Here is a 518-nt window from a genome sequence, read left to right on the forward strand (position 1 = left end):
GGGATCCACATGGGTACGCACGAGCAGAACCTGAACGGTGTCAAGCGGAAGTACCGGTATTTTGGTTTTGATGGGGGCATCAGCGTAAATCCGGGTGGTATCGACGCGCGGGGTGATGGTGTTAAATTCTACTATACCATTGACGACGGGGCACGCCACTGCTTTATGCGCATCGAGAGCATCGCCATCGATATTGTGCTCCCGATGGGTGCGCCAAAAAGCAGCGCGGCCGTATTGATCTCGGGATATCTGTCCATGAAGCAACCCGAAGGTTCGGATCCGGATGCAGGCCGGGAGCTGGCCGGTGGTGTTACCATCGTGTTACCCAAACCGGGCATTACAGGGTCAGCGGCCATGCGGTATAACCCGAAGGTACCGTCGTTCATTGTAGATGTTTCATTGGAGTTACCTGTCCCCATTGTTGTATTCCCCCCGGTAGGGATCTACGGGTTCAGAGGATTATTCGGCCGCCGGTATATTGCGAGCCGCGAGTCGGTAGGGCTGGCGGCTGATGCATC

Annotated in this window: 1 protein-coding gene; it reads left to right on the top strand. The window is 56.0% G+C overall.

Annotated features, from left to right (window positions below):
* Positions 1–518, top strand: a 518-nt coding sequence (locus KK078_RS30305; RefSeq protein WP_254094797.1) for a hypothetical protein, incomplete at both ends; no start/stop codon positions are given.

The sequence above is a fragment of the Dawidia soli genome, from assembly GCF_018598185.1.
In the GTDB taxonomy this organism is placed as follows: domain Bacteria; phylum Bacteroidota; class Bacteroidia; order Cytophagales; family Cyclobacteriaceae; genus Ohtaekwangia; species Ohtaekwangia soli.